The sequence below is a fragment of the Vitreoscilla massiliensis genome (assembly GCF_001457815.1).
In the GTDB taxonomy this organism is placed as follows: domain Bacteria; phylum Pseudomonadota; class Gammaproteobacteria; order Burkholderiales; family Neisseriaceae; genus Vitreoscilla; species Vitreoscilla massiliensis.
The window spans coordinates 161,360-185,908 of the sequence record NZ_LN898217.1 but is presented as its reverse complement, the minus strand read 5'-3'; the positions used below and the strand labels follow the sequence as shown (position 1 = coordinate 185,908).

23 protein-coding genes are annotated in these 24,549 nt (G+C 52.1%); 11 read left to right on the top strand and 12 right to left on the bottom strand.

All coding sequences use genetic code 11. The annotated features are described in order from the left end of the window. Positions 1-3: 3 nt before the first annotated feature. The 5 genes from minD to BN3003_RS03130 form a co-directional block, all read right to left on the bottom strand. Positions 4-819, bottom strand: coding sequence for a septum site-determining protein MinD (minD, locus tag BN3003_RS03150; protein WP_058305282.1), 816 nt, complete (start codon positions 817-819; stop codon positions 4-6). 40 nt (positions 820-859) lie between these two features. Further along, a complete protein-coding gene (minC, locus tag BN3003_RS03145) occupies positions 860-1,711 on the bottom strand; it encodes a septum site-determining protein MinC (protein ID WP_082625516.1) in 852 nt (283 codons plus the stop codon). Positions 1,712-1,841: 130 nt separating this feature from the next. Beyond that, complete coding sequence (waaA, locus tag BN3003_RS03140; RefSeq protein WP_058305456.1) at positions 1,842-3,107, bottom strand: lipid IV(A) 3-deoxy-D-manno-octulosonic acid transferase; 1,266 nt, start codon at positions 3,105-3,107, stop codon at positions 1,842-1,844. Between the two features lie 64 nt (positions 3,108-3,171). Next, entirely contained in the window at positions 3,172-7,032 is a 3,861-nt protein-coding gene (locus tag BN3003_RS03135) for a translocation/assembly module TamB domain-containing protein (protein ID WP_058305280.1), read from the bottom strand. Between the two features lie 76 nt (positions 7,033-7,108). Next, positions 7,109-9,052, bottom strand: coding sequence for an autotransporter assembly complex protein TamA (locus BN3003_RS03130; protein WP_082625515.1), 1,944 nt, complete (start codon positions 9,050-9,052; stop codon positions 7,109-7,111). A gap of 186 nt (positions 9,053-9,238) precedes the next feature. On the opposite strand from BN3003_RS03130, the gene BN3003_RS03125 reads away from it, so the two are divergent. After that, positions 9,239-9,835: a hypothetical protein gene (locus BN3003_RS03125; RefSeq protein ID WP_058305278.1), complete on the top strand. Its 597-nt coding sequence runs from the start codon at positions 9,239-9,241 to the stop codon at positions 9,833-9,835. A 9-nt stretch (positions 9,836-9,844) separates the two neighbouring features. Here the strand turns inward: BN3003_RS03125 and rbsK are convergent, their stop codons facing one another. Continuing rightward, positions 9,845-10,750, bottom strand: coding sequence for a ribokinase (gene rbsK, locus BN3003_RS03120; RefSeq protein WP_058305277.1), 906 nt, complete (start codon positions 10,748-10,750; stop codon positions 9,845-9,847). Positions 10,751-10,912: 162 nt separating this feature from the next. Here rbsK and apbC point away from each other — a divergent pair, with 162 nt between their 5' ends. Next, positions 10,913-11,980: an iron-sulfur cluster carrier protein ApbC gene (apbC, locus tag BN3003_RS03115; RefSeq protein ID WP_058305276.1), complete on the top strand. Its 1,068-nt coding sequence runs from the start codon at positions 10,913-10,915 to the stop codon at positions 11,978-11,980. Between the two features lie 163 nt (positions 11,981-12,143). Continuing rightward, a complete protein-coding gene (locus tag BN3003_RS03110) occupies positions 12,144-12,683 on the top strand; it encodes a YaeQ family protein (RefSeq protein ID WP_058305275.1) in 540 nt (179 codons plus the stop codon). A gap of 70 nt (positions 12,684-12,753) precedes the next feature. On the opposite strand, the gene BN3003_RS03105 is transcribed toward BN3003_RS03110, so the two are convergent. Then, positions 12,754-13,356 carry a LysE family translocator gene (locus BN3003_RS03105; protein ID WP_058305274.1) on the bottom strand — a complete coding sequence of 201 codons (603 nt, stop codon included), beginning with the start codon at positions 13,354-13,356 and terminating at the stop codon, positions 12,754-12,756. A 513-nt stretch (positions 13,357-13,869) separates the two neighbouring features. On the opposite strand from BN3003_RS03105, the gene BN3003_RS03100 reads away from it, so the two are divergent. Together BN3003_RS03100 and BN3003_RS03095 are read left to right on the top strand one after the other, a co-directional pair. Then, positions 13,870-15,324, top strand: coding sequence for a protein adenylyltransferase SelO (locus BN3003_RS03100; RefSeq protein ID WP_058305273.1), 1,455 nt, complete (start codon positions 13,870-13,872; stop codon positions 15,322-15,324). 16 nt (positions 15,325-15,340) lie between these two features. Continuing rightward, a complete protein-coding gene (locus BN3003_RS03095; RefSeq protein WP_082625513.1) occupies positions 15,341-16,585 on the top strand; it encodes a glycosyltransferase in 1,245 nt (414 codons plus the stop codon). 77 nt (positions 16,586-16,662) lie between these two features. On the opposite strand, the gene BN3003_RS03090 is transcribed toward BN3003_RS03095, so the two are convergent. From BN3003_RS03090 to BN3003_RS03080, 3 genes are all read right to left on the bottom strand, one after another. After that, positions 16,663-17,340, bottom strand: a complete 678-nt coding sequence (locus tag BN3003_RS03090; RefSeq protein ID WP_407701088.1) for a septal ring lytic transglycosylase RlpA family protein — start codon at positions 17,338-17,340, stop codon at positions 16,663-16,665. Between the two features lie 438 nt (positions 17,341-17,778). Next, a complete protein-coding gene (locus BN3003_RS03085; RefSeq protein WP_058305271.1) occupies positions 17,779-18,495 on the bottom strand; it encodes a ComF family protein in 717 nt (238 codons plus the stop codon). Between the two features lie 258 nt (positions 18,496-18,753). Continuing rightward, positions 18,754-19,245, bottom strand: a complete 492-nt coding sequence (locus BN3003_RS03080; RefSeq protein WP_058305270.1) for a hypothetical protein — start codon at positions 19,243-19,245, stop codon at positions 18,754-18,756. Between the two features lie 147 nt (positions 19,246-19,392). Here BN3003_RS03080 and bioH point away from each other — a divergent pair, with 147 nt between their 5' ends. From bioH to BN3003_RS03065, 3 genes are read left to right on the top strand one after another with little or no spacing between them, the layout of a single operon-like run. After that, a complete protein-coding gene (gene bioH / locus BN3003_RS03075; RefSeq protein ID WP_058305269.1) occupies positions 19,393-20,133 on the top strand; it encodes a pimeloyl-ACP methyl ester esterase BioH in 741 nt (246 codons plus the stop codon). Continuing rightward, entirely contained in the window at positions 20,123-20,935 is an 813-nt protein-coding gene (locus tag BN3003_RS03070; RefSeq protein ID WP_058305268.1) for a methyltransferase domain-containing protein, read from the top strand. Before bioH ends, BN3003_RS03070 begins: the two co-directional genes overlap by 11 nt. A gap of 24 nt (positions 20,936-20,959) precedes the next feature. Further along, positions 20,960-21,835, top strand: a complete 876-nt coding sequence (locus BN3003_RS03065; RefSeq protein ID WP_058305267.1) for a patatin-like phospholipase family protein — start codon at positions 20,960-20,962, stop codon at positions 21,833-21,835. Between the two features lie 144 nt (positions 21,836-21,979). On the opposite strand, the gene BN3003_RS03060 is transcribed toward BN3003_RS03065, so the two are convergent. Continuing rightward, on the bottom strand, positions 21,980-22,366 hold the full coding sequence (locus tag BN3003_RS03060) for a hypothetical protein (protein WP_147645314.1): 387 nt from the start codon (positions 22,364-22,366) through the stop codon (positions 21,980-21,982). A gap of 231 nt (positions 22,367-22,597) precedes the next feature. Here BN3003_RS03060 and BN3003_RS03055 point away from each other — a divergent pair, with 231 nt between their 5' ends. The 3 genes from BN3003_RS03055 to BN3003_RS03050 all read left to right on the top strand — a co-directional run bounded on the left by BN3003_RS03055 (position 22,598) and on the right by BN3003_RS03050 (position 23,974). After that, entirely contained in the window at positions 22,598-22,912 is a 315-nt protein-coding gene (locus BN3003_RS03055) for a cupin (RefSeq protein ID WP_407701086.1), read from the top strand. A gap of 37 nt (positions 22,913-22,949) precedes the next feature. Next, on the top strand, positions 22,950-23,072 hold the full coding sequence (locus BN3003_RS19195) for a hypothetical protein (RefSeq protein WP_267886090.1): 123 nt from the start codon (positions 22,950-22,952) through the stop codon (positions 23,070-23,072). Positions 23,073-23,266: 194 nt separating this feature from the next. Beyond that, a complete protein-coding gene (locus tag BN3003_RS03050) occupies positions 23,267-23,974 on the top strand; it encodes a glutathione S-transferase N-terminal domain-containing protein (RefSeq protein WP_058305264.1) in 708 nt (235 codons plus the stop codon). 75 nt (positions 23,975-24,049) lie between these two features. On the opposite strand, the gene BN3003_RS03045 is transcribed toward BN3003_RS03050, so the two are convergent. Next, entirely contained in the window at positions 24,050-24,433 is a 384-nt protein-coding gene (locus tag BN3003_RS03045; protein WP_058305263.1) for a hypothetical protein, read from the bottom strand. Positions 24,434-24,549 lie beyond the last annotated feature (116 nt).

Genomic DNA, 24,549 nt, shown 5'->3' with positions numbered 1-24,549 from the left:
ACCTTATCCTCCGAACAAGCGTTTTAACAAACCCTTTTTCTCATCGTTTAAAAAACGCATTGGACGGCTTTCGCCCGTCAACCGTGCCACCACATCTTTGTACGCTTCCGACACATCGGTATTGGCCAAATGGATGGCTGGCGAACCTGAGTTAGAAGCTTGCAATACCGCGCCTGATTCAGGAATCACGCCCAATAATGGGATGCGCAAAATATCGGTGATGTCATCCACCGACAACATGTCACCGGTTACCACACGCGATGGTGAATAACGGGTAATCAACAAGTGCTCTTTAATCGGCTCTTCACCCATTTCAGCACGACGACTGCGACTGGATAAAATGCCCAAGATGCGGTCTGAATCGCGCACACTCGATACTTCTGGATTGGTGGTAACGATGGCTTCATCGGCGTAATACAAAGCCATTAACGCGCCTTGCTCAATACCGGCAGGCGAATCGCACACCACGTATTCAAAGCCCATGTTTTCGGTCAATTCTTTCAGCACGCGACCGACACCATCGCGGTTCAAGGCATCTTTATCGCGTGTTTGTGACGCTGGCAAAATGTACAGATTATCGCAATGCTTGTCTTTGATTAAAGCTTGGTTCAAGGTCGCTTCTTCTTGAATCACATTGACCAAGTCATACACCACGCGGCGCTCACAACCCATGATCAAATCCAAATTACGCAAACCCACGTCAAAGTCTATGACTGCGGTTTTGTGTCCTTGAAGTGCCAAGCCACTGGCAATACTGGCGCTGGTTGTGGTTTTGCCCACACCACCCTTACCTGAAGTTACGACAATTATTTTTGCCACAATTCGTTCCTTACTGAGTTTTTAAAATCATGTCTTCGATTTAATGAGCGTTAAGTGCGCTCACAACCAGCCTATCGTCTTCCAGATACACTTGTACCGCTTGATTGCGCAAATCAGCGGGTAAATCCTGTTCAAACGTGCGGTACACACCTGCTACCGACACCAACTCGGCCTGCATGTGCTGTACAAAAATGCGTGCTTTCTTATTGCCACCTGCGCCGGCCAAGGCACGACCGCGCAACGGTGCGTACACATGGATATTGCCATCGGCAATGATTTCCGCGCCCACACTGACCATGGCCAATACAATCAAATCGGCATTTTCCGCATACACTTGCTGGCCGGTGCGTATCGGTTGGCGTATCACCACCGTCGGTTTGGCAGGCACATCGGCAATCGGCTCAGCCAATTTCGGTTTGTCATAGAAACTGGTGATGTTGGCTTCTTTGGCCAAACGGTCGCTTAGCAAGCCTGATTCTGTTTCTGTGGCAATTTCAGCCGCCGGTGTGGTCACCACCGCAGCAACAGGCTCTGCCATAATCGGTGCCATTTGCGCCGCAGTGGCACGTACTTGGATATCGGCAGCGCTCTCAGGCAACACACTGAATGACAAACCATGCTTGGCCGCCAATTGCGCCACGCTGTCATCGTGGTGGCGCAAACTCACCAATTGCAAACCATGGCGGCGGAACATGCGGATGAGTTTGTCCATGGGCAAATCGGCCGCATTGGTGACTTGTTCCAAGTCCAGCACAAATGGCATGGACGCAAAATCTCCCAATTGCTTTAAACGCTGCTCTAAGGCGGTTTCCAACTGGCCAAAATCATCATTGCGCAATTGCAAGGACAGCACATCGAGTCGGGCGGATTTTACGTCAAATAGTGAATTCATTCTAATCTACAAGAAAAGCTTAATTTTAGTGGCTAGAGTTTACCGTGATAGTTGTGTGGACACAATCAAGCACGGCCTATTTTACTGCACTGTCATGTATGCAGTGTTCATCCAAATCAATGCTATCAGACTAAGGCTTGCGATAACAATAGGCTATTTGTTCAGCAATGCGCGCACTCGCACCTTGATGGGTATGGATAAACGCTTGTGCTTGTTGTTGCATCTGTTCTTGTTCTGGGCGGTTTTGCAACAAGTCCAAGATGGCTGTGCGCCATGCATCAGGGCTGTTCACTTGCTTGGCCACGCCCGCTTCCAAAGCAGCAGCACAAGCGGCCTGAAAATTGTAAGTGGAAAAACCAAACAGCGTCGGCTTACCGCAGGCAATCGGTTCTATCACATTTTGACAGCCGGTATCGACCAAGCTGCCGCCGACAAACACCACATCGCTGCACGCATAATAGCCAAACAATTCGCCCATGCTGTCGCCTATCCACACTTGGGTATCAGCGGCAACGGCAGCGCCATCACTGCGCTTTTGCACCTTGAAACCCAATTGCAAGGCGGCCTGAAACACAGCCTCAAAACGCTCAGGATGGCGCGGCACAATCACCAACAAAGCCTCGCTGTCTGCGCCTTGCCATGCTTGTAACAATAACTCAGCCTCATCCACCCCTTGCTTGTCAACACGGGTACTGCCGCACACAATGACAGGCCGCGCGCCGATGCGGGTTTTAAATTCGGCAGCCAACGTCATGGCGCTGGCCGGTGGCACAATGTCGTATTTGCTGTTGCCACACACACTGACTTGCTGTGCCCCCAATTGCTGTAAACGCTGCGCATCGGCCTCGGTTTGTGCAAACACCGCGGTGAGTTTTTGCATGACGGGTGTGAACAAAGACGCGGCTTTTTGATAGCCTTGTAAGGATTTTTCTGACAGCCGTGCATTGGCCAAAAACAACGGCACTTGCGCCTGCGCTGCGCCGATAATCCAATGCGGCCACAATTCGGTTTCCATCAATACCCCAAACAAAGGGCGGTGCTCTTGCAAAAATTGCGCCACATAATCGGGTCGGTCATAAGGCAAATAGCGGCATTGCGCGTCGGGAAACAATTGCTCGGCGGTGGCGCGGCCAGTCGGCGTCATTTGCGTCAACAACACCGGCGCAGCCGGGAAATGCTGTTGCAAAGCGGCAATGACAGGCGCGGCGGCACGGGTTTCGCCTACCGACACCGCATGTATCCAAATCGCCCCTTGTACAGGTTCAGGATAAGGCTGGCCGAAACGCTCGTCCCAATGCTGCAAATACGCCGGCGCCAAACGCCCACGCTTGCGCAAATAGCGCCGCACCAACGGCGGCGCCACGCGCCACAACAACTGATAAACACCTAATAACATGGTGTGCCACTTTCTGAAACACAAGCGGCCTGTAATTACAGGCCGCTTGAACACTGCTCATTCATTAATCAAAACGACGGGTATAACGCACTTCGCCGCCACTGGAGTAAGAACCGATGCGCCCAATGGCTTGGAAAGAACGGCTGATATAATAAATCAGTTTCACCGTCGATTCGGCGCTGGTCAAGCCGTATTCATAGCCAACACTGAGTTTGTTGGTCAAGCGCTTGCTGACATTAATCACCTGCTCGGCCGCGTTCATTTCACCGGTTTGGGTATTGCGGGTACGGCGGGTTTCCAAACCAATATTATCTACAATACCGACTTTATCATTGATATTGCCTGCCAACCATGCGCCCGCTGCCGCGGCGATAGCCGCATCGTCACTGTCGCCCGAAGACGGTCGACCCAAAATCAGCCACGACAATTTGTCTTTGTCACTCATCGCTTCATCGGCCACCAACACCGTGTTTGGTTTGTCCAAGCTACCGGTCACCTCCACACCAGCACCCACGGGTGAGGCGCGACGCTCGGCGCGGATGTTCAAGGTCGGATTGCTCAACTCATCAATAAAGGTGATGTAGCCGCGGCGGATGATCAAGTCTTGACCATAGGCTTTGTAACGACCACGCACCACTTTGATTTGACCTTGGCCTTTGACATCGTCGCCCGGCGTGGCCAACAAGCGCAGCTGCCCACCCATCAACACATCCAAGCCTTGACCATTGAAGCGGAAGGCATTGTTCAAATCGAGGGTCAAATCCAAATTAATCGGCGTACTGGTCGATTGTTCTTTTTCAGGCCGCCCCAATACCACCACATCATCGCTGAGCGACGGCGCACTGGATTTGGGGAAATCAAACCGCGCACGGTCGACTTTAACCAAGCCATTTAAGGTCAAGCCTTTCACCGGCAAATACAGCAAATTGGCTTCGCCGCTTAAGGTCAATTGCTGCGTTGGTTTCGATAAGGCTTCAAAACGATCCAAAGTGATTTTCACATCCACATCGGGATCGGTGCCAATCAAATTCACGCGACCATGCAAACGCGCCGAGCCCGCCCCTTCACGGAAGGTCAAGCCTTCAATAATCCACGACTGACCAGAGAAATGCGATTGCAAGCTGCCATTTTTCAAATACAGGCCGCTTGAACGGTCCAAATAACTCAAATTGCTGCCGGTAAACGGCCCCGACAAGGTCGGCGCACCGACGCTGCCGCCCAAACGGATATTGGCTTGCGCTCGCCCTGTTACTTCCATGCCCACTGGCAAGAAATTGCGCACGCGGGCGATGTCATCAATCACCACATTCAAGCCGCCACTTAAAGGCGCATTGCTGAAGGCGCTGCCATAGTTTTGACCGATGTTCACCTGCCCATTGGCACGCGCGTATTGGGTAACGATGTCGACTTTGGTATTGATGCTGCCTGGAGCAAAACGGGTGTCGGTTTGCAAACGGCTCAAGCCCAACATTTGCTTGCGCTGTGGCAAGGTAATGTCGCCGGATTGGCGGTTTAAGCGCAAGAAGCCGGCCATATTGCGGCCATACGACACATCCCAATCGCCACCGATGATGACGTTTTGTTCTATCGGTATGTGCACCAAATTGTCGATTTGGCGGATGTCCAAGCCAGTAGCGCTGCCTTTGGTGCGCAAGCCGGTTTTTGCTTCCCACACAAAGTTTTGCAAATTCAAGCTGCCGCCCATCAAGCCCCATGCCGCGCTGCTCATGCTGACGCGTTCGCTGCCGGCTTCCAGCTGCATGCGGTTGCGCAATTTGGCATTGAAAGCACCACTGATGTCCAAGGTAGACACCGCGCCCTTCCACTGCATTTTGTCGTCCAAACCACCGGCCGCAGCCAAGTTCAATTTGTACGGTTTGTTGTCCATGCTCAAGCCACCATCGGCCTGTATGCTGTGATTGCGACCCGTGCCTTTGATGCCCAAATTAATCACATCGACGGCAGTGCCACCGAACTTCATGGTGTTACCGTGCACGTCCACTTTCATCGGTGCTGCCATGTCGGGTGAGGCGCTGACATCAAAGCGCAATTGCTGCACATTGACCGCGTCTTGGAATTTCAAGCCTTGGGCCGTGCCGGCCAATTGGATGTCGAGTTTTTTCGGGTCGCCGGCCACATGGCCTTTGGCGGTGAGCAAGCCGCTTAAGCCAAAACCAAATTGGTCTAAACGCGGCGCGTGGATGTCGACATTCAATTTGTCGCCAGCCTTGCCGATGCTGCCATCGGTTTTGATGCGGTTGCCATCGAGCAAGACATTGAGGTTGGCGCGGCTCAGGTGTTGCTGTTGGAACACCACATCGCCATTGCCTATCAATTTCGCGCCGGAAAGCGTGCTGTTGCCCAAGTCCAATAGCGTGCGTATCACCGGACCACCGGCCAAAGTACCAAGCACGCGTGCGTCCAAATTGACATTGCCTTGTGGATAATCCTTAGACAAGGCCGCCGGATTGAAACGGTGGCTGACCAAGGCCAGCTTGATTTCCTGCTCTTTGTACAAATTCATCGTGCCGGCCACACCCAATGCGCCACCATCGGGCGTGGCGATGCGAGCATGGCTGACTTTCAAGCTTTGCTGACCGTTTTCACGGTCTTTAATCATGTTAAAGCGGCCTGTAGACTGCAAACGCTCGGTTTTTAGCTGCCAATCGGCTTGCGGCGTATCGAATTGACCCGATACCGCAATATTGCCATTGAGCGTGCCGGCCATCGGGTTTTGAATCACGTCTGCCAAAGTCAAGCTGGCCAAACCCACGTCCAAATCCAATTGCTGCTTGGGCACGTCCACTGTGCCGGCGGCAGTGAGTACCCCTTTTTGCAAGGTGGTGATGCGCGATGGTGCCAATACCAGCTTGCCATCGTGGTCGAGTTTGAATTGGCCATCGACGCTTTTTACCGGAATGCCATTGCCATCGGCAGGCAAAGGCTTGCTGTTGAGCACATTCAACACGCCCGACAATTCATTACTGCCGGCAATCGGTTCTATGGCCAAATTCAGTTTCAATTCGGCTTCGGGCAAGGTTGGAATGATGGTTTTTGGGTTCAAACCTTCGCCAGCAATATTCAAATGGTCGAACTGCTCATTCAAGGTTTTGGCAAACGGATGCAGCTTGCCGTCTATGTCCAAATTCACGCCTTGGCCGCTGAACTTGCCTTTGACCAAGGTATCGTCCAAATCACCGCTGAGGCCTACCCCACCTTGCACGGTAATGCCGTCGCGGCTGCCCAATACATTCAGTTTGGCATCGGTGGCAAACGGTTTGCTCTCACCCAAAGACACATGGCCATCGGCCATGCCAAACACACTGTCGAGTTTGTCTATGTTCAAACGGTGCGGCTGGCCGTGCTGGTAATGGTAGTTCAGTTTGGCTTGGTTCAAAATCACATCGTGGTTTTTGCCCATGGTAATTTTGTCTATGTTGACCTCGTCCAAATGCACATTGGCAGGCAGACGCAGACTGTCAGGGAATTTCGATTCTTGCTTCGGACGCGGTTCGGCCGCCATCACATCGATGTGCATTTCACCGATGTCGATTTTGCGCACATGGATGGTGCGCGAAAACAACTCACTCGAAGCCCAATCGATGTTCAGATTGCGCAAGTTAATATTGGCGCCCTCGGTTTTCACCACCCAGTTTTCGCCTTTAAACCCATTCCACACCGAGCCAGACAATTTGTCGGCAGTAATTTCCACCCCAAACCAAGCGGGGATGCGGAATAAGGTAAAACGCAAGCCCGATTCGGTCTTGGTCAACCATACCAAAGTCAACATCAACACCGCCACCAGCGCCAACAATGACCACAGCGCACGCTTCAACCACCGCCATTTGGAAACCGGTTTGCGCGGCGGTGGTGTGGGTGCTGCTTGTGGTTCTAAATCTTCATTCGTTACACTGATTTGGCTCATACACCATACTCAAAACTCTGAAATACTCTGATAAATGAACACAGGCCCATAAGCAGCCTGTAAAAACTGCATGGGATTAAAACTGGGTGCCCAGGCCTATGTACCAACGAATTTTTTGGTCATCGTGTCCATAGGCGATGTCAAACGCAATCGGTGCAAACGGGCTGTACCAACGCGCACCCAATCCCGTACCGTGTTTCAAGGTAAAGTCATTGATGTTGTTAGACACGCCACCCATGTCGTGGAAAATGGCCAAGGCATAGTCTTGCTTAATCGGTAATTGGTATTCAAAGCTGGCGGTGGCCATGACTTTACCGCCCATTACCGCATCATCGTAACCGCGTATGCCCAAGCTTTCATATTCATAACCGCGCACCGAATTGGCGCCACCGGTACGGAATAACAGCGATTGCGGTGCATTCATTTCATCGCTGACATTGACCAAGCCACCTTGGCCACGCACGATAAATGTCCCGTATTTTTTCTTTTCAGGGGTGTAATAATACGCGGCATCGGCTTTCACCATTTGCATCGAAGCGCTGGATAATAAATTGCCGACGGTACTGCCGACTTTGCCCGACACAAAATAGCCACGCTGTGGTCGCGCCTTGGTTTCTATGGTGTTGTAACGCCACGACGCGGTCAACATCGCGGCGTAATTGATGCCATAGTCGGGGCCGTTTTCCACATAGCTGTCGTCACGGTAATACTCCAAACCCAAGCGCATTTCGCTGTTTTCACGCTCTTTCACATGCCATACCCCCGCATTCCAAGCGGCGATTTTGACTTTTTGCACCGTGCCATTTTTGTAATTGATGGCGGCGGTATTGTAAGAACCATCGACTTCACGCGGCTGGCTCAAACCGACACCGAAACTTTGCTCGTATTTGTTATACGACATAAAGCTGGAGCCGACATAGCCACGGTTAAACACATTGTAATGCTCATAGCCCAAACGGATACCAGGGCCTTCTTCCGAATCGTAGCTTAAGCCGGCATCGAATTTTTGCCGCGGCACTTCTTGTACCGTCACTTCCATGGGCACACGGTCGCCTTGCAATTGGTCGAATTTGGGCGTCACAAACACACCGCTGTAATGGCTGTCTTGCTCTAGGGCGTTTTGCAAATCGACGATTTGATCACTGTCGTAAGGGTCGCCGGCTTTGAATTTGGACAGTTTATGCACGATGCTCTCTGGATAACGCTCGGTGCCGTTGACTTTTAATTCGCCAAAGAAGATGGCTTGATTGCTGGTGACTTCGGCTTCCATTTTGGCCGAATTCTCGACAGGGTCTATGGTGGCTTTGGAATGGGTCATGCGTGCCAATGGGTATTGCTTGCGACGCACACCGCTGACGGCAGCGCTTTTGCTGCTGCTCCAAGCGTCCTGTAAAAACGGTTCGCCCACATGCGCCGTCCAGCCTTCCATGGCATTGGCGTAATACTCACCCAATTTCTCATCGTCCAAAATCGGGCCGGCCAAGTTCATGGTCACGCTTGTTATCATGGTGCGTTTGCCCAAGGCCACTTTGACCACATAGCCTTTTTCATGCGGTGCCACCGTCACCACGGCATTAAAATAGCCCAAGGTATCGAGCATGTCTTTGGCGTCTTGCGGCGTGTCTTCAATTAAGAATTGCAACTGTTCGGCATCGATGGTGGTGTTCATTTGCTGCTGTACAATCAGCGGCAAATGTTCATTCAACATCTCGGTGGCGACTTTGTCTTCGGTTTCGATGCTAATTGGGTATTGCAATTCACTCGGCTTGGGCAATTCAATTTCCTTGCCATCTTTACCGGCCGCTTTCTTGCGCTCATTCACCACCTCTTGTTCGGCCACCGCCAAAGGACGGGCGGTAATGGTCACATTGCCCCAATTGGCTTGTTTAATGCCGCTTAAGCCGTCTTGGACAGCCACCTCGGATGCCCACGCACTCACGGGACACAATACCACCGGCATTATCAACAAGCCCAAACGTCGCATTGGTTTGAACACCTTCTCCCGAACTTCTAACCTCATCACCGGTCCATACAAGCCACAAATGAGGCCAATTCTAACACAGGTAATTACTCAGTTTCAGGCGCTGCAACAACGAGCCGACCGATTTGGCAGGTTTTAACGCAGCTTTGCATGAACGGCGCACCAGTAAACAAAAAAAGCCTTATAATTCATTGGTTTTTAATTTTTAGCATCATAATCAAAATCATGCACATACTTCGTCGTCGCCATGCCGTATTGGCCTGTTTATTCACCACTTTCTCACTGACCGGTGCAGTAGCGTCTCAGCCTGCGCAGCTGCCTTGTGCTGCCAGCCAGCAAAATGCCACCACCAGCGTGTGCGTGCGCCAGCACAATTTAAGCACCCAAGCGGCGACCGCAGCAGACCAAGCCATGGCCGCCTCTACCACTTCTAATTTGGCCGTAGACCAAGCCTTGATTGCCTTAACCGATGATGTGGCCATCTTGCCCAAACCGGTGGCCAAAGAGGTGGCGCTGAAAGTGGATTTGCGTCACAGCGAGCCTGTGGCCGTGAAAACCAAAGTGAAAAACCAGCCTGCGGCCCAAGTAACCAAAACCGCTTACCGCGCAGCACCGGTAAAAGCTGTGGCAGTGAAACCACAATTGACGCGCTCGCAAATCGTGCGCAATGAATTGAACCGTGAAAAAGCGGCACTGCGTGCCGCTGAAAGCAATTTGGCCAGTGCGCGCAAATCAGGCAAAAATGCCAGCCAATTGGAACGCCAAGTGGCCGACCGTCGCGCCAGCATTTCTGCCATGCAATCTGAATTGTCGCGTCTGTAATATTGAATATTATTGCGCTTGTTGTTGGATAAACGTGCCCACGGCTGCCGCTGTGGGCATTGCTGTTTGTGCGCCCAGTTTTTGCACCGCCAAAGCTGCTGCTGCTTGCGCGTGCTGTATCGCCACATCCAAGCCTTGCGCCCAATACACGGCCAAACCGGCATTAAAGGTATCGCCCGCGCCGGTGGTATCCACCACCTCAACTTTGAATGCAGGCCAATGGCGTTTGCCGGCGGCACTGTAATGGCTGGCACCGTTCGCGCCTGCGGTCATCACCAATTGCATGTGCGCTGGCAAGATAGCGGCGATGTCGGCATCGCTGGCAGCTTCGGCCAAGGTAAACGCCTGTTTTAATTCGGTGTGGTTAGGCGTCATCACATCGACCAAGGCCAATAATTCTGCTGACAAGGCTTGCGCCGGTGCAGGATTGAGCACGAAAGTCGCGCCGTGTTGTTTGGCCAATTGCGCCGCCAAGAGCACGCAATCCATAGGAATTTCCAATTGGCACAACACCACATCGGCAGCGGCAAACAAGGCTTCGTGCGCAGCGATGTCGGCTGGGTTCAAGGCAAAATTGGCGCCCGATACCACGATGATGTGGTTGTCGCCTTCGGCCACGGTAATGCTGGCAATGCCGGTGCTCATGCCGGTTTTAACGGCGATGCCACTGCAATTTACGCCTTCTTGTTGCAAAATTTTCAAGGCAACGTCGCCATTGGCATCGTCACCGACCGCGCCTATCATCGCCACTTGTGCGCCCAAACGCGCGGCGGCCACGGCTTGATTGGAACCTTTGCCACCCAAAGCGGTGGTAAAGGTTTCACCCAATAAGGTTTCGCCGACTTTAGGAAAACGCGCCAACACCGTAATCAAATCCATGTTGATGCTGCCGACCACCAAAATATTGCTGCTCATAATGTTCTTTCGTATTTCAAGGCGTAAGGATAACAAATTTTTGTCCTCACAGGAAAAAGCGGCCTGTAAAGCTTACAATGTAAAACCATATTGTTTCTGCTGATTTTGCCCCCATCTGAGGGCACATTCATCCTCACTATCCGTTTCAGAAAAGGCACGCTCGTGGACCCGATACAAACCGCCATTGCGGCAATCACCTTACCCCATACCCAACGCAGTCTTGGCTCTGAAAAAGCCTTGGTCAGCGCCGACGTGCGCGGTAGCGATTTACATGTGGTATTGCGCTTTGCCTATCCCGCACAACATTTACAGGCCGCATTGACCGACGCCATCGCCGCCGCAACCGGCCATGCCGCTGCCAACATTCAATTGCAAATCGACAGCAATATTGCCGTGCACAAAGTGCAACAAGGCGTGAACACCATTGCCGGCGTGAAAAACATCATCGCCGTGGCTTCGGGCAAAGGCGGCGTGGGCAAATCCACCACCACCACCAATTTGGCCATCGCCTTGAGCAATATGGGTGCGCGTGTTGGCGTGCTTGATGCCGACATTTACGGCCCTAGCCAACCCACGATGTTGGGCGTGGCCGGTTTGCAACCCGAGCAGCGCGACGGCAAATTCATCCCAGTCGTGTCTGAAAGCGGCATCCAAACCATGTCCATCGGCTTTATGATAGACACCGACCAAGCCGTGGTGTGGCGCGGCCCCATGGTCAGCCAAGCCTTGCAACAATTGCTGTTCCAAAGCCAATGGGACGAGGTTGATTATTTGTTCATCGACTTGCCACCAGGCACCGGCGATGTGCAATTGACGTTGTCACAAAAAATCCCTGTTACCGCCTCAGTCATCGTGACCACGCCGCAAGACATCGCCTTGCTCGATGCGCGCAAAGCAGTCGACATGTTTAACAAGGTCAACATTCCGATTTTGGGCATTGTTGAAAACATGGCCATGCATGTGTGCTCGAATTGCGGCCATGCCGAAGCGATTTTTGGCAGCGACGGCGGCAAAGCCTTGGCAGACAAATTAAACGTGCCTTTGTTGGCACAACTGCCGTTGAGTTTGCCGATACGCGAGGCGATGGACGCCGGACTGGGCGCGCAATTGCATGCGCAAGAGCACGCGATTGCCGATTTGTACCAACAAGCGGCATGGCAAGTGGCCTTGAAAGTGGCCGATATGGGTCGTGACTTCAGCGGCCGCTTCCCAAAAATCGTGGTCGAATAAGCCATCCTGCTGTACACATTCAAGCAGCCTGTAAACGATTTACAGGCCGCTTTTTCATCTGTCTCTCACGCTATCTTGCTGTTTTCGCAAGACTAGGCTACTTAAACCTGACGCCACCGCCAAAATCTTATATGCTGTGCGCACATTTTTTAGGACTGCAGCAATGGCACTCAAAGCAACCATATACAAAGCCAACATCAACGTCGCCAATATGGACGAGCACATTTACGGCGATTTTGCGCTGACGATGGCGCGCCACCCATCCGAAACCGAAGAACGCTTGATGGTGCGCTTACTGGCGTATTGCCGCTTCGCCACGCCTGACAGCGAAGGCTTGGAATTCACCAAAGACTTGTTTGAAACCGGCGAACCGGCATTGTGGCAACACGATTTGACGGGCATGTTAACGCAGTGGATTGAAGTCGGTTTGCCCGATGAAGACAAGGTCAGAAAAGCCAGCGCCCGCTGTGAACGTGTGGCCGTGGTCGCCTACGGCAGTACCGCCCAAGATTGGTATCAAAAAAGCAGCAAACTCAAAACACTGAACAATGTCAGCGTGTGGGCTTTGTCAACCGCTTCCACCGAAGCCGTGCAAGCGCTGTGCACACGCGGTATGGACTTGCAATTGAACATCATGGACGGCGAATGGACGCTCATCAGCGACGAAGCGCAAGCGGTGATTGAATGGGAACAATGGCAATAAGCCTGTAGCAAGCATGAAAAAGCGGCCTGTAAATCGTTTACAGGCCGCTTTTTTATATTACATCTGCCACTCAAACCAATAAATCAGCCGGCAATACCGACCACAACAAGGCCAGTGCAAACGCCGACAACACACACGCCGCCACGCGTTGCAAATGCGCTTGTTTCAACCACGGATGTTGCGGTTGGCGCATGCTCGCCCCCAAAGCAATCCAACACACCGCCGCCACCGCGACCATGAGCGCAAATTCGCCCACTACCGTCACATATCCTGCCCACGACTGCCATGTTGCCGCCGGAAACACCGCGGTGGCAAACAACAAGGCTTTGGGATTGAGCAGCGTCGCCACCAATAAGGTCTTGGCAGAAATGCGGCCTGTCAGCACCTGATCGGCCGCTTGCGCGTGTTGCCACAGCCGCATGGCCAAAAACGCCAAATACAGCGCACTGATGGTTTTCATCACCGTTGGCAATTGTGGCAACCACGCCGTCAATTGCGCCATGCCATAACCCCACACGCTGATGGCCACCACATAACCGAGCAGTTCAAACGGAATCAAACGCAACGCCTGCCCCCAGCCGCGCTGCAAACCGGCTGTGGCCAACAAGGTATTGGTCGGCCCAGGCGTAAACAAAATGCCGCTGACCAAACCGATAAACCACCATGACACCATGGGCATGCATCCTCAGTTGAAAAATCATCAATATGTGGCGCCATTATAGGCGATAATCTGGTGCAGAATATTGGATTTATGGCCATTGCCCATCGCCATAAAAAATGCGCATCATGCTGTAATACACGCTGCCATCGCGTTAAAACGCATCTTGCTGAATGGCAGATCAGACAACGCTTACAGGCCGCATAATTTGGCCTCTCAACCAACAAAAAAAGCCGCCAAACTCGGCGGCCAAAATAAGGGAAATAATGCACTTCTAGGACTGGCAGATGTGGCATGAGTTCAAGCCGATGAGCGCACATTACTACCGTTTAATTTTTGATTTCAAACATTTATTTTAAATTAACACGAAATGCGCTAGACCAGCCCGCCACAATGGCGCCCACAACGCCAAGCACAGCCCTTAGCACGACCACCATCAGCGCGGCTTTTATTTCACCGCCTGCGCCCCCATATTGTTTATCATCTGTCAGGCGTCACCGCCGTCCTCAACCGCACAAAGTCCACATCATGAACACATTGCCTTCGCGTTTGCTCAGCCTGCCTGAGCACCATTACAGCCACATCCCCGTCCAGCCTGTGCACGCACCCACGTTGCTGGCCTATAACGATGCCTTGGCAGCAGAACTGGGTCTGCCAAGTGCTGCAGCATTAAGCGCAGACAAATGCTTGTGGCTCGCTGGCAGCTTGGCAAGCCCGCCACAAACGCCTATTGCCACCGTCTACAGCGGCCACCAATTCGGTATTTGGGCCGGACAATTGGGCGATGGCCGTGCCATGTTATTGGGTGAAATCAGCGATCCACAAGGCCAGCGCTGGGAAATCCAACTCAAAGGCGCAGGGGCAACACCGTATTCACGCCGCGCCGACGGTCGGGCGGTATTGCGCTCGTCGATACGTGAGTATTTGTGTTCCGAATACATACACGCCTTGGGCATCCCCACCACGCGTGCACTGGCTTTAATGGGCTCACCCGATACCGTTTACCGCGAACAAGCGGAAACTGCTGCCGTGGTCACGCGCATCGCGCCATCGTTTTTGCGCTTCGGCCATTTTGAACATTGGTATCACCGCGGCCAAAACACCGATGGGCAATTGTTGGCAGACTTATTACTGGAACAACACTATCCGGAATGTTTACAGGCCGACAATCCGTATTTGGCCATGTTTGCCGCCATCAGTTTGCGCAGCGCCGAATTGGTGGCAGCGTGGCAAAGCGTCGGTTTTTGTCACGGTGTACTCAATACCGACAATATGTCGGCGCTGGGTTTGACCATAGACTACGGCCCGTTTGGCTTTCTCGATGCCTTCGACCCGCACCACATTTGCAACCATTCCGACACCCAAGGCCGTTACGCCTACCATGCGCAACCGTCCATCGTGCAATGGAATCTGTCATGTTTGGCCTCGTGCTTCCTGCCTTTGGCCACCGAAGACGAATTGGTGGAAGTATTGAACAATTATGTGGCGCAATACAAACAGGCGTATTTGGCGCGCATGCGTGCCAAACTCGGTTTGATGCGGCCTGTAGACGGCGACCAAGAGTTGGTTGATGGTTTATTGAAAGCGATGGCGGCGCAGCGCGTGGATTACAGTTTGTGTATGCGCTTATTGAGCCAAGTCAGCCGCGATGGCAACGACATTCCGGCCGACTTGGCTGCGCTGTGGCCACTGCCCGAAGCGGGTTTGCAGCAATGGTTGACCTTATACCGCCAACGTTTACAGGCCGAAAGCTTAAGCGATGCCGAACGCGCCACCGCCATGAACGCGGTCAATCCCAAATATGTGTTGCGCCAATACCTGTTACAGGCCGCTATTGAGCAAGCGCAGCAAGGGGACGCCAGTGGCGTACACGAATTGGCGCTGGTGATGTCGCATCCATACGACGAGCAGCCCGAATATCAAGCCTACGCCGCCTTGCCACCCGATTGGGCGGCGGGAATTTGTGTATCATGTTCGAGTTAACCGAATAAGGCCGCTTATGAGTACCATCTGTCTTAACATGATTGTCAAAAATGAAGCCTCCATCATTGTGGACACCTTGACCAATGTCTTGGCGCACATCCACCTTGATTATTGGGTCATCGCCGACACAGGTTCTAACGATGGTACCCAAGAGGTGATACGCGAATTTTTCCAACAGCGCGGCATCCCCGGTGAATTGTTGCAACACGAATGGAAAAACTTCGGCCACAACCGCGAACTGGCCTTGCAAGCGGCGCAAGGCAAAAGCGATTACGCCTTTTTCTTTGATGCCGATGACCGTTTTGAAGGTACGTTTATACTGCCCGAAACGCTTACTGCCACTTTGTACAATTTCTACCTCACCAATATGGTGCGCACCACCCGTTATCCACGGCGTTTGCTGGTAAAAAACGATGGCTCGTGCGAATGGGTGGGTGTCTTGCATGAGGTGATTACCGCCAAGAATGCCGCCACCGCCAACGAAGCCTATATTGAAGGCGATTACCATGTGATTTCAGGCCGCTTTGGCGCGCGCAATCAAAACCCCAACAAGTATTTGGACGATGCGCGCATGTTGGAAGAGGCCTTTGCGCAAGAGCAAAATCCTGCCCTCAAGCGCCGTTATGCCTATTATTGCGGCCAGTCTTACCGCGATTGCAACCAACCCGAACAAGCCGCCGCTTGGTATGAGCGCAATATTGAATTGTGCAGCAAAGTCGGCGAAGAAGTGCGTTTCAGCTACATCGCCTTGGGCACCGAGTACCGCAAACTCAATGACAGCGCCAAAACGCTGGAAGCGTGGTGGAATGCTTACAATGCCATGCCGCAAAACGCCGAAGCCTTGGGCTTGATTGCCGAGTATTTGTATGTGTTGGAGCGCCATCAACTGGGTTTGGAAGTGGCCAAGAAAGCCATCACCCTGCCCGACCCGGTGCCGCACACCACCTTGTTTGTGAACGAGCCAGTGCACCGCTATGTGATTTGGTATGAATTGGGCCGACACGCGGTGAAACTGTCGCTGTGGGACGATGCATATGCCTCGGCCAAACACTTGCTCAATCAAATCGAACACAGCGATGCCTTGAACAACTTCATCCTCAGCATCTTGGAAGCCTTAAAAGCCCACATCGAGCGCGACAGCTTTGCCAATGCCAAGCAAATTCAGCAGCGCATCGCCGCCATGCAGCAATTGCACACCGACGACACCCGTCACAAACGCGCAGGCATGTTAAGCTGGTTTGCCCAAGCTTTTGCAGCTTAAAACTCCAATCCACAACGAACGCGCATACAAAAGCGGCCTGTAAATGTTTTACAGGCCGCTTCTACAATGTCCACACCTTACAGCGCGGTTAACATTGCTTGTTTGATGGGTTCAGTTTTTTCTTGGCTCTGGAACGGGCCTACCTGAACCACATATTTTCCACCTTCACGCACCATGCTCACTTTTTTACCATGGTTGTCTTTGCTGACCAAAGCGTTCACACGTTGCAAATATGCTTGCGCGTCTTGCACTTGATCAAACTTTTGTAAGCTGACAAACATTGGTTGAGCATCTGCTTGCGCCAATTGGCCAGGAACCAATTGTTCGATGCGCACGCGGGCGGTACCGGTGTTGACCATGCCCAATTTTTTCGCTGCACCGAACGACACGTCCATCACACGGTTGCTGTGGAAGGGACCACGGTCATTGATGCGCACGATGACTTCTTTGCCATTGGCCAAGTTGGTGACTTTGGCATAGCTCGGAATCGGCAAAGTACGGTGAGCGGCAGTCATTTCATTCATATCATAGCGCTCGCCCGAAGCTGTTTTGCGGCCATGAAATTGTTTACCGTACCAAGAGGCTTTGCCCTCTTGACTGAAATTTGAAACTTTTTGAATCGGTTGGTAACGCGTACCTTTAACCTGATAGCTTAAATTGGCACTTGGATGAAGTTTCTCAGCACGAATGACCGAGTCGGGGGTCAGCATGTGTACACGGCCAGCTTGATTGGCAAGTTTCAATTGGGTGGCCATCGCTTTTTGGCTAGGCATCGCAATGGTGTTCTTGCTGGTTTTGTTGGTATCGGCCACAGCGTGGCTGATGAGCGTACTGCTGATTGCAACGGCGGCAACTGTGCAGAAAAAGACATTCTTCTTAGACAAACTTGGCTACTTTCTTGAGTGGATAAGTGTGTACATCAAGGCAGGATTGAGCATTCATCCTAAAGTCAAGAGACAAACTAAAACATGGACAATCAGCTTGATGGTGTGTGTTTTAAAACCCGCTTGCTAAGCAAAAATCCGCTGCACAGTTGCAACAAAAAAACGTGGCTTTATGCCCAAATTTTCCCTGTTTTAAACCGGCTCTCAGTGTGTAAATTAGAGCCAATTTTTACAGCAAAACAGTTAAATCAATCACTTAGGCAGACGTCACTATGCAATACATCACTTTTCAGGTCAAATTTTTTGCACTTACGCCCGCGCCAATACCCAACACGACACCGACGCAGCCCCCGCCGTTTTTAGCGTTCGCGCCAATTCATTCAGTGTTGCAGATGTGGTCACTACGTCATCGATTAACAACAGGTTACGCTTATTAACATCCGTTTTAAGTGCAAAAACACCGCGGATATTTCGCATGCGTTCATCATGTTTTAATGTAGATTGAGGCGGCCGGTGTTGGCGTTCGATAAAAACAGAATTAGAGTAGGAACATATTAACGACGATTGAGCTTGCAAACCTTGCACCAAGGCGGCGGCCTGATTGTAGCCACGCTCTAGCAAGCGCACACGGCTCAAAGGCATGGCGACGACCTCATCTATGGCGACAGCAGACAGCCACGGCGGCGGTGCTGCCGCCATCCATGCAGACAAAGCACGGGCATGTGCCCATTGTTGTTGGTATTTGTAAGCGGCAATGACGCTGTGCAGCGGCCAAGCCAAACGGTAACTGGCCCACAAACGCTCAAAATGCGGCGGATGGCGCTGACACTCGCCACACACAGCGGCCTGTAAACTGGGTTTGGCACACAAAGGGCACACATCGCTGCCCGTGCGCAGGCGCTGTAATAAGGCCCAACAATCGTCACACGCATGCGCATGCGCATGCGTCGCCACCCCATCACACAACAGACAAAGTGGCGGTGGCAGCCACTGCGCCATGTGAGTTTTCAAACCAGTCCAGCCCATCACCGACCTCCTATCTATTGAGTTACCATCAGACGGTGGTACACCCACACGCCTTATTTCCTCTCTGATTGCAAGAACCAAGCCGCGTTCACCAGAGCAGCACTGGCATGTGATAACAAGGGAGATAAAGATAAGCATATGACTTGCGTTGCGCACCACCGCAATCGCAGCCAATACCCTTACAGGCCGCCTAAACACACGCACGATGCTTTAAGAGGGGAATGGTAGATAGGCAATGCCCAATTGCTGCGCTGCTATCTAGGCGATGAATGGCGCTGAATAGGCAATGAATTGCGGCCTGTAAACGTCTCTGGCCACATAAAAATCGCTGTCTAGAGGTAAAAATGCCGGCTTCTGCAAATGCTGCACAGGCCCAAGCTTCAGAAATTGGCAACGCGATGCATCCAGCAATGGCAATGTGCGCAAGGCTTTGAAGGCGTAAAAGCGCGCACTGCCCCCAGTACACACAATATTGACTTCATGCAAAGCCAATTCACGCACACAGTCTGCTGGCAGTAGCGATACTGCCCGTTCCGACAAAGCCGGTACATACGCAGCCACATCCAAATAATCCACCCGTCCAGCTTGCAGCAAGCTATGGTCGATGCTGGCATCAAATATCGCCCCATCCAAACCCAGTGCTTGGTCAGTGGCGCCAATAAAATAATCTGTCCATTTGTGCCTGTGTCTGGTCTGTATCAGCACCTCGCCCGTGCACAAAGGCGGCAATAATTTGTAATATGTTTGCATAAACCCTCTGGCGCCAACAGCTTATCCACAGCGCAAAACAGTGGCACAATCCGCACACAAATACAACTGCTTAAGCAAATCGTGGCATAATAGCCGCCGTTGTGGCGTCTGCCTCAGTGCAGTGCCAGATTTAAGCAAAGACACACCATGAGCCTAACCTCCCCCATCGTCTTAATCCACGGCTGGGCGGCCAATCACCATGTGTATGATGATTTTCGCCAGTATTTGCCCGATGTTCCCATCCTCGCTCCCGATTTGCCTGGTCACGGTGCCGATGTGCGCACGCACTTTGATGCCGCCGCGTTTGCCGATGAATTGGCGGCGCAAATAGACGTGCCTGCCAATGTCGTGGCTTGGTCTTTGGGCGGGCAAGTGGCCATGCAATTGGCGCTGCGCCATCCTGACAAAGTGGCATCGCTGTGTTTGTGTGCAACGTTTGCGAAATTGTTACAGGCCGATGGTTATGAGGCAGGTTTAAAAGAATCGAAGCTTTTGGGCATGATTCCGGTGTTTCAGGCCGATTATCCCAAGACCATGACGCAGTTTTTGCAATTGCAAATCCTGTACACACCTGAGCGCAAGACGGCGGTACAAGCCATATTGCCAGCGGTCACGGCTTACGCCGCACCGACCGCCTTACAAAGCGCGCAAGAATACGCTGGCCATGCCGACTTGCGCGCCGATTTGGCGCGCATCAGCGTACCCGTGTTGTGCGTGTACGGCGACAAAGACACCATTACCCCTGCGCGCTTGGGTGAATATTTGCGCCAGCATTTGGCGCATGCGCGCCTGTTATTGATTAAAAAAGCAGTCCACGCCCCGTTTATTTCGCATCCGCAATTGATGGCGGCGGCATTACAAGAATTTTGGAGCCAGCATGAAGCTTGATTGGCAAGAAAACGATTGGTTTATCCACCAACGTTTGGTTGCACAAATGGATGAGCGTTTGAGCATTTTGAAAGACGCCCCGCAAGACATCACCATCATCGGTGCCGACTTTGATTTGAGTCACCACGCCTTACACCAACGTTACCCACAAGCGCAGTTAACCGAATTGGACGAGCGGCCTGAATACTTGGAATTGAGCGCGGCCGAACGCGCCAAGAAGCGCTCGATGTGGAAAAAACTGTTGGGCAAGAAAACCGTGCAAGTGCAAGGCTCGTTATTGCAAATTGGCACAACCGCCAGCGCCGACTTATTGTGGAGCAATTTGGCCTTTGTCCACCATTATGAGCCAACCGAATTGTTCGATCATTGGTCAGAAGTGTTGCGCAAAGACGGCTTATTGTATTTCACCCATTTTGGCCCCGACACCTTGCGCGAAATCGTGCGCTTGTTGCAAGGCCACGGCATCGGCATCAGCGACAAACGCTTCATCGACATGCACGACTTGGGCGACATGTTGTTCCACCATGGTTTTTACGACCCCGTCATGGACGTCGACCGCATCCACTTAACCTACCAAAACCCACAACGCTTCTGGCGCGACATGGAAGTGTTGCAAGTTTGGCAAGCCTTGCAAATCAGCGACGATGAGCAAGAAAGCGCGCAAACCATCGTCAACCAAGCGATACAGAGCGGTGAGCTCAGTGGCGTGACCTTGGAAATCGTGTTTGGCCATGCGGTGAAAAAATTGCTTTTGCCTGAGAATGAGTCTTTAATCAGCTTTTATCCGTCCAAACCCCAATAGTTTGTTTATTGATAAAGAGTAGACATGAATAAGAATGTATTCCTGAGTACCGCCATGGTGCTGGCCTTGGCCGCTTGTGGCACGACCAACACCTCGAAATCGCCAACCAATGTGGTACAAACCAAACCCAAAGCCGTGGTCGGTTTGGCCTTGGGTGGCGGTGCCAGCAAAGGCTTCGCCCACATCGGTGTGATCAAGGTGCTGCGCGAAAACAACATCCCTGTCAACATCGTCACCGGCACCAGTGCTGGCGCGGTGGTCGGCAGCTTGTACGCTTCAGGCATGAGCCCAGACCGTTTGGAATTGGAAGCGCAAATTCTCGACCAAACCAATTTGGTGGATTTGACCTTATCGACCAGCGGTTTTATCAAAGGCCAAAAGCTGCAAGACTTCATCAATGCCAAGGTGAAAAACCGCCCATTGCAACAATTGCCGATTAAATTCGGCGCCGTGGCCACCGAATTCGGTACAGGCCGCATGGTGAACTTCACCCAAGGCAATACCGGCCAAGCCGTGCGCGCCTCGGTGAGCATTCCGAATGTGTTCCAGCCTACCGTCATCGGTGGTCACAAATACGTCGATGGCGGCCTCACCGCTCCTGTGCCTGTCACCGCTGCCCGCAATATGGGCGCCAACTTTGTCATCGCCGTCGACATTTCACAACGCCCAGCCAAAGGCGCGACTGGCTTCTTGGCGCAGCTAGACCAAAGCCTCAACATCATGAGCGTGGCCGCTCTCAACAATGAGTTGAAAAAAGCCAACGTCGTCATCACCCCGCAAGTGCAAAAATTGGGCGCGGTCGGCGGCTTTAACCAGCGCGACCAAGCGATTAAACTCGGCGAAGAAGCCGCCCGCAAAGCCTTGCCACAAATCAAAGCGCAATTGGCGAAATACCGTTGATGCGGATTTAACAGCTTGAGAGATAAAAAAGCGGCCTGTAAATGTTTACAGGCCGCTTTTTATGCATATACATAGCAGTCATGGCGATTATTGTACATGCACATCGTATAGCAATACTTTGTATGTGCAAGGTGACGGCAAGGCTTACAAGACTTTGCACGCTTCCAAGCTGATTAACACGGTTTGGTCGACTTTGGCACGGTTATTGGCGCAGGACACCCTAACGGTTTTGCTGTTTTTTAAGGTTGCGCGGCTGTTGTTATCGAAATACAAACCCAATAATTTGATTTTTTGCGGGTCGGCTTCGTGTTCACCCTTGCTGAGGATGAGGATGTTTTTGAAGGTGGTGAATTTATAGTCTTTGGGCTGGATTTCCAACACCATGTCGTGCGCCAGTTTTTCGTTTAACTCGGCAGGATTGGCCTGCGCTTGCGCCATCAACGACTCGTAATTAAACACTTCTGTGACCGTGTTTTCAGCAAAAACAGGGGTCGCGCCCAATAAGCACATCCACAACATGAATTTTTTCATCACAAAACCTTTTTCCAATGAATAAAGAAGCAAACACACCAACATCACCACCGTGCCTGAGATGGCAGCGCACGCAACTGGCGCTATTGGCGGCAAAAGCAGCGTATTTTCCTTGATTTAACTGTAGATGACCAACTCAAAAACAATTCTTTACCCTGCAAGCGTGCCATTGTGCTATTCAGGAACAGGGTTTGGTCTTAAGATGAAGCTCCCTTCTGAATGAGCACGACCATGCCCACCATCACCCACCCACAAGACTTTACCGCTGAGCGCGCTTGGGGCGCTTTGGACATTGCACGGTTTGGCAATACCAGCGTGCGCCTGCATTGGACCGACACGCCGTATGTGTGGCATGTCAACGATGGCCAAGAGGTGTTTGTGGTGGTCGATGGCAGTGTTGACATGTTTTACCGCGAGGCAGGACAAGAACACTGTGTGCGTTTGCAAGCTGACGATATTTTTCATGCCGAAGTCGGCTGTGAACATGTGGCGCACCCTGTTGGCGCGGCGCGCATCTTGGTGATCGAAACCGCCGGCAGTGTGTAAACGTGTTTGGCCTATTGAAGAACAGCCATAATGGGCAATGGATAATGGCTTAAGCCGCTGGCGTTTTGATACTGTGCACCCTAGCGATTTACAGGCCGCTTACAATGGTTATCTGAACTCAGGCAAATGGCAAAGCGACGGAACCGCTTGCAGACACTGACGAGCACTGACATGGATTGATAGCCGTTAAAGTTAAGCCACCGCAGCCTCCATAGCATTCAACCCGTTTCACTCACTGCAAACCCACACCGCCACATTGGCGCCGTGCCAGCGTATCTCTTATACTGTCTATCGCTACTTATCTGTTTGCATGCGCAAAAAATCTTGCGCGCGCACATTCACAAAGGAAACACCATGTCGCAAGCACTGAATGATTTTGCTGTTACCCAAAAATGGCCTGCCCAACATCCTGAACGCTTACAACTGTATTCTTTGCCGACGCCGAATGGCGTCAAAGTGTCAATCATGTTGGAAGAAATCGGCCTGCCTTACGATGCGCACACCGTCAGCTTTGAGCGCCAAGACCAAATGTCGGCGGAGTTTCTGTCTTTAAACCCGAACAATAAAATCCCCGCCATCCTCGACCCGAATGGGCCCGATGGTCAGGCGCTGCAATTGTTCGAGTCGGGCGCGATACTGTGGTATTTGGCTGAGAAAACTGGCCAGCTGATTCCGCAAGACGCGGCGCGCCGCTATGAGTGCATGCAATGGTTGTTTTTCCAAGTCGGCGGCGTGGGCCCGATGATGGGACAAGTGGGCTTCTTCTACAAATACGGCGGCAAAGACTTTGAAGACAAACGCCCATTGGAGCGCTATGTGGCTGAGAGCAAACGTTTGTTAGGCGTTATCGACCAACATTTGCGCGGCAAACAATGGATGATGGGCGACGAATACACGGTGGCTGACATCGCCATCTTGCCGTGGCTGCGCAACATCAATGAGTATTACGACGCCGGCCATTTGGTCAATTTCAATTCTTACGCCGAGGTCAACCGCGTGCTCGCCAACTGGCTCAAACGCCCGGCGGTACAAAAAGGCTTGGAAATCCCACCGCGCGCCTAAATAGCATGTAAGCAATATCAAAGCGGCCTGTAAATCTATTAAAACGATTTACAGGCCGCTTGCGTTGTTCAGTCATCAAAACAACGGTATCAGTTGTATTTGGTAGCTGCCGCTGCCGGTTTTTTGGCCCACACCCACTTGCACACTGATGCGCGCATAGCCATAAGCAAGGCCGGGTTTGGTGGCGCGCAGCGGTATTTCGGCGCTGCCGCTACTGCCTTGTTGCCCTTGATTCAAGCGCAACAACACCGCTTTTTTACCAGCCCCATCATGGTAGACCGTGATGGGAGCGGTGTCTGAGGCTTGGATGTCCAAACGGTATTTGCCCGCTGGCGCTTCCAAGGTGTGATAGAAGGTGTTTTTGGTCCCAACTGCCCACTGATTGCCATACGTCACTGCCGCGTGGCTGAGCACAGGCATGGCACTGGCCACCACCAAAATTGCGAGGTATTTTTTCATCCCACACTCCTTTATACCAATGCATTGTGTCTGCAAATGACAAGTGCACGCTCACACGAGTTGCATTTTTAATTCAATTCAATCATAAACTTACCAAATTTAACCTAAGCTGTGCC